This is a genomic window from Paraburkholderia sp. BR14374 (genome assembly GCF_040948685.1).
GTDB classification, from domain to species: Bacteria; Pseudomonadota; Gammaproteobacteria; order Burkholderiales; family Burkholderiaceae; genus Paraburkholderia; species Paraburkholderia youngii.
The window spans coordinates 1-5,330 of record NZ_JBFPKF010000067.1 but is presented as its reverse complement, the minus strand read 5'-3'; the positions used below and the strand labels follow the sequence as shown (position 1 = coordinate 5,330).

Below are 5,330 nucleotides of genomic sequence, written 5' to 3'. Positions count from 1 at the left end.
TGGTTTCGCCGAGCGGGCCAGCGCATTGCAATTGCTCGATTGCGTGCCAGGCGCTCATGCGAAGACAGTTGGTGCCGACAAGGCGTATGACACCCGCGACTTCGTGAACGATTGCCGCGCTCGCAACCTGACACCGCATGTCGCGCGCAACGATGAGCGTTGGGGCGGCAGCGCCATCGACGGTCGCACTTCGCGGCACGCGGGCTACCGGACTAGCCAGATCATCCGCAAACGAATCGAAGAGCATTTCGGCTGGGGTAAAACGGTCGGTCGGATCCGGCAGACGGTCTATCGCGGTATCAGGCGCGTCGACCAGCACTTCAAGCTGACGATGGTTGCGAGCAATCTGACCCGCATGGCCCGAATGCCGGGGGCGGGGGTGCCGCAAGGAGCGGTGCGATGAGCCGTCAAGGCGTGAAGACTGCGCGCCAGCAGGGCTGCATGCGTGCGCACGCCCCGCGCGGATCGCGCGGCAAACCGGTAATTCAGCGGAAAATTGCACGCGCAAGTCTCCTGAACGTAGCTTCGGTCGTCATGACGGGGCGCTTTTCAACAGCCTGCTAGGCTACGCAACGGGGCTGCGTGCGAGCGAACTGGTCGGCGCAACGCGCGGACACATTGAGACCGATGCGCGCGGCGACCACTGGTTACGCGTGACTGGGAAGGGAAAGAAGCTCGCGCGCGTCGCGTTGCCGCTGCTGGCGTGGGACGCCCTCGCACGTTATCTCACCGAACGCGGGTTGCCCATCGCGCCCGTGCGCTGGCGACCCGAAACACCGGTCATCGGCAGCCTCGAGGCGGAGAGCGTCGCGGCGATCAGCAGCGTGCGGCTATGGGGTGTGCTCAGGCGCTTCTTCGTGCTCGCCGCACAGGCGATTAAAGCCGATCATCCGCCGCTGGCAGAGAAGCTGCGTCGTGCGAGTCCGCACTGGATGCGCCACACCCCATGCGACCCATGCGCTCGGGCGCGGTGCTGAACTGACGACTGTACGGGACAATCTGCGGCACGCTTCGGTGTCGACGACGTCGATCTATCTGCACAGCGACGAGGTGAAGCGGGCACGGCAGATCGGCGACGCTTTTGGCAGTGACAGACGCCGGTAGACAGGGCGCAACCGGTATTCAGAAACGCTGGCTTCCACGCAGTCCGAAGCGGTGCGTTATGACCTGCAAACCGCCAACTCCGCCCCCACCCGAAATGCATAACCTGTGCAAAAATCATCGTGACCTGATCAGAAGCGCCCTCCACCGCCTATGGAAACCGTCGAACTTGAACCGCAGGTGCTCGTCAATCGTCTCGGCGTGGCATTTTCTCTGGTCTTCCAGAACCGCCCGGTCGAATGCATGATCACGATCACGGCGCTGGAAGCGTATTTCTGGCTCGAGCCACGTGCGGACGACGAGCGCATCCTCAAGACCTTTCGCAATGGCTACGGCCGCATCCGGGCGATCGCCGAACGGAAGCTGCTCGCCCATCCCTCGGCACGACTTGAGCTGACGCCGGCCGATTTCTCGCGCCACTGAGACGCCAGTTTTTGTCTGTGGTGCATCCTTCAGCTCACATTGCAGAACCGACTCCGACAGCGCGCGTGCAACCAGGCCGCAGTTGATTGAGTGACATGTTCAAGGCTCGCAGGTGAAGGCGCCTTGATGGACCCGTACTAGTCGACGCTAATCACGTGTATTCCACCGGACGGCAACCCGGCCTGGTCACCTCTGTCAGCTGGTTTTGGGGCGAAACCCGGGTGCGATGATGGATGACGTTGACCGTTAGTTGCACTTCTCAATGGAAGACATTGAAAGGCAGCGACTGCGGCGATATGCTCGCAACGCCCCGACAATTCACACACAACGACTGACGCACCCGAAGGAAACGACACCATGCGATTGCGACGCATCACCGCACGACGTTCTCCAGTACATGGAATGGGACTGTTCGCGCTACAGCCGATTGCCGCAGGCGAACGGGTCATCGAGTACAAGGGGGAATTGACCAGCTGGCGGCGCGCCGCCGCCCGCCAACGTTCCGAGGTTGGCCACACGTTTGTGTTCGGCCTGTCAGATGGGCGTGTGATCGACGGCGGCCGTGGTGGCAACAGCGCCCGCTTTCTGAATCATGCCTGCTCCCCCAACTGCGAAGCGATCGAGACGGGCGAGCGGGTGTTCGTTCATGCCCTCACAGCTATCGCACCCGGCCAGGAGCTCTTCATCGACTACGGTCTGTCAGTCGACGGCGCGGTCACCGACGAGCTTCGTATCCAGTACACGTGCCATTGCGGCGCATCCGGATGTCGTCGAACCATGCTGGGCAGCAATGCTGCGTCGGCGTAATCCAGCTGCAGCGCAGACGGTCCGATGCGCGATCTCCGGTGTCTGGTACAGACGCAGCGCACGCCGATATCTGAGCATGGCTTCCTCGCGGGCACAGCTGGGCGGCCGATTGCGATAGTTTGGCGTATCGCCGATCAACAGGCGGCCTCCCCTCCGCCGTCACGTGCATGATTCAGCTTCAAGGGCGGCGATCCGGGGCGTTACGGTCATCCGACCCCGCGTCTGAAGGAGCAGCGTTCGGCCAAAGCCGACTGTCGCGCGTTGACTCCGATATGCCCGCTCACTGCTGCTCACCGGCCGCTCGCCGGCCGCTCGCCGGCCGCTCGCCGGCAATTCGAGGCGAATGACCGCTGCGAGTTCAACGAATGCGTACTAGCGACCCCGTTTCTGTCATACGTTCAACCCTGTCCAAAGGCAGCTCTGATCGACAGCGGTCATTACAGGCTTACAGCCGGCCCGCTGATCGTTCCAACGCACTTACGTGAGGCGATAGACCTTGCTCACCGTCCCCCGGAATAAGGCCTCGCGCTCGTCAGCGCTAGCTTGTGCAGTCAGCTTCTTGAAGGCGTTCCAACCATTACTGAATGGATAGGAGCCCTTGTCCACCGGGAAATTGCTCTCGAACATGCAGCGGTCCGCACCGAACGCTTCGATACACGTATGCATCCATGGCTTCCACGCTTGCGCCAATTCATCCGATGACGGCGGTCGCTCGCCCTTTTCAAACTCGAAATCATTGATACGCATGCCGAGTCCGCCCACCTTCACATAGACATTCGGCAACTGAGCGAGTGCCCGCATTGAGCTCGACCAGGCGTCGAACGCTTCAGCGCGGCGGCTTGCGTAACTGGCGATGCGGACTACCCCGCCGCAATGGTTGATGATGAAAGGCGTATCTGGATGGACCTTTGCCAGATCGAAAAGCTCCGGCAGTTGCGGGAAGAACAGCCATGCGTCGTACGACAGCCCCAGCGATCGGAGCTCCGCGACCCCGGCCCGGTAGTCGCGATTGAGCAGCAGTCCTCGCGGCGCTGCCGAAATCCGATTCACCAGCGTCCGGTCAGCATCCCAGGTAACCAGATGCCGAACGCCACGGAAACGACCATCACCAGCTTGCAGTTCCGTTTCGAGAACATCGCGCACCGCCGGCCCCCGGCGAAGATCCGCATAACCGACCATACCTTTCGCAACCTGCGGCTCGCCACTCTGCAAAGGAGCCGTGACACCCGCGACATACTCAATCTCTCCGACCGGTCGCATCGGCTCCGGACCCGACGGGCGATACCGGGTTAACGCCTGCATGAACACCGACGCGGTGATGTTGTGACCGGATCGCGCGTCCTCGAGATACTCGTCGACAAGATAAGTCCATCCCGGACGTTCATAAAAGTGGTGATGGGCGTCGATGATCGGCATGTCGGGCTCAAGCGCAGCCTCGGTGCCAGAGGCGAGCCAGTCCGACCGAACGGGAAGGTAGTTGCTAGTCGTACTCACCGCATGTTTTCCTGTTTTGCAAACGCCTGACGTGGAGCGATAGCAGGCAGCATCATTGGTACTGCCATTGCGCTCAGCAAGCGGCGGCGTCGGGTGATGGTGGTATTGCTATCAGCGCTCTGCGCGATCGAATGCACAAAGTGACAAAGTCAGCAATGTCGTGATGCCTAGCACAATCGACAGACCAATCATGCCGGCCGCGAACGTACCGAAACTGTCCTTCAGATAACCCACGAGGTACGGTCCCGCAAAGCCGCCGAGTGCACCGATCGAGTTGATAAAGGCCAGGCCACCGGCAGCCGCCTGTCCGGAAAGGAACCGGGCAGGAAGCGTATAAAAGATCGTCCGGCCCGCAATCGTGCCGATCAACGCCAGCGTGATGCCAGTCATCGCCGGAACCAGCTGATGGAAATACGTCGAGACACCCAGTGCGATCGCACCAATCAGAAGACCTGCGGCCAGATTTGCGATCGGGCCGCCGCGACGATCAACCCGCTTTGCCCACCAGAGCAACGCGACGGTGGCAAAGAAGTAAGGCACGGCCGACATCCAGCCGGTCTGCATTACGCTCATCCCGTGAGCCCGCAGCATCTGAGGCAGCCAGATGCCGATGCCGTAAGAGCCCATCGTAAAGCCGAAGGAAATCATCGCCAGAACGTAGGTGCGCGCGTCCTTCAACGCCGCCACGAAATTTTTCTTCTTCTGACTGGACGAGCCTTCCCGATCAAACGCGCCTTGCAGAGCTTGCCGTTCCTCGTGGGACAACCACTTCGCATCGGCGGGCTTATCCGCCAACATTTTCAGTACGAGAAAGCCGAGCACGCATGCGGGCAATCCTTGAACGATGAACATCCACCTCCAGCCCGCCAGTCCCAGGACACCGTCCATATGGAGCAGCGCCGCCGAGAGCGGACCACCGACGAGCGACGACAGCGGCGTGGAGACGGTGAACCACGCGAGCACCCGAGTGCGATAGCTGGCCGGGAACCAGACGGCGAGGAAAAAGATGACTCCGGGAAAGAAGCCAGCCTCGCCGATGCCGAGCAGCAGCCGGACTGCGTAGAAGCTTTTGGGGCCCACGGCCAGCGCCGTCGCCGCTGCGAAGAAGCCCCACGTGATCATGATGCGGGCGAGCCAGCGCCGCGCGCCGAAGCGATATAGCGCCAGGTTACTCGGGACCTCAAACACACAGTACCCGGCGAACATGATGCCCGCCCCCCAGCCGAACTGTGTGGCGGTCAACCCAATATCGTGATTCATCGTCAGCGCCGCGAAACCGACGCTCGTGCGATCCAGATAGTTGAAGAAGTACGCAAGGGCGAGTAGCGGAATGAAGCGCCACTCGGCTTTCCTGACTGCGGACTGCTCGAGGGTGGAACGTAAGCGGCTCGCGGTGGCCGTTGTAGACGGCCGCAAGTATCGGCATCAAAGTGATGTCCATCATTTTCGAAGTGGTGGACACCATTTTGTCAGAGCCAACACAGAGGCCCGGTAGCCGTAAAGGT

Annotated in this window: 4 protein-coding genes and 2 pseudogenes; 4 read left to right on the top strand and 2 right to left on the bottom strand. The window is 61.3% G+C overall.

Annotation, left to right across the window (positions count from 1 at the left end; all coding sequences use genetic code 11):
• From AB3X86_RS37680 to AB3X86_RS37665, 4 genes and pseudogenes are all read left to right on the top strand, one after another.
• Nucleotides 1-403, top strand: a 403-nt coding sequence (locus AB3X86_RS37680) for a transposase (protein ID WP_368599842.1), incomplete at its 5' end; no start/stop codon positions are given.
• Between the two features lie 160 nt (nucleotides 404-563).
• A pseudogene (locus tag AB3X86_RS37675) lies at nucleotides 564-1,104 on the top strand (tyrosine-type recombinase/integrase); the annotation flags it as partial.
• A gap of 150 nt (nucleotides 1,105-1,254) precedes the next feature.
• Complete coding sequence (locus tag AB3X86_RS37670; RefSeq protein ID WP_368599841.1) at nucleotides 1,255-1,524, top strand: DUF1488 family protein; 270 nt, start codon at nucleotides 1,255-1,257, stop codon at nucleotides 1,522-1,524.
• 357 nt (nucleotides 1,525-1,881) lie between these two features.
• Nucleotides 1,882-2,331 (top strand): SET domain-containing protein, encoded by a 450-nt coding sequence (locus tag AB3X86_RS37665; RefSeq protein ID WP_368599840.1) that lies wholly within the window; start codon nucleotides 1,882-1,884, stop codon nucleotides 2,329-2,331.
• 477 nt (nucleotides 2,332-2,808) lie between these two features.
• Here AB3X86_RS37665 and AB3X86_RS37660 read toward each other — a convergent pair.
• Nucleotides 2,809-3,893: pseudogene (locus AB3X86_RS37660) on the bottom strand (amidohydrolase).
• Between the two features lie 43 nt (nucleotides 3,894-3,936).
• On the bottom strand, nucleotides 3,937-5,241 hold the full coding sequence (locus tag AB3X86_RS37655; RefSeq protein WP_368599839.1) for an MFS transporter: 1,305 nt from the start codon (nucleotides 5,239-5,241) through the stop codon (nucleotides 3,937-3,939).
• Nucleotides 5,242-5,330 lie beyond the last annotated feature (89 nt).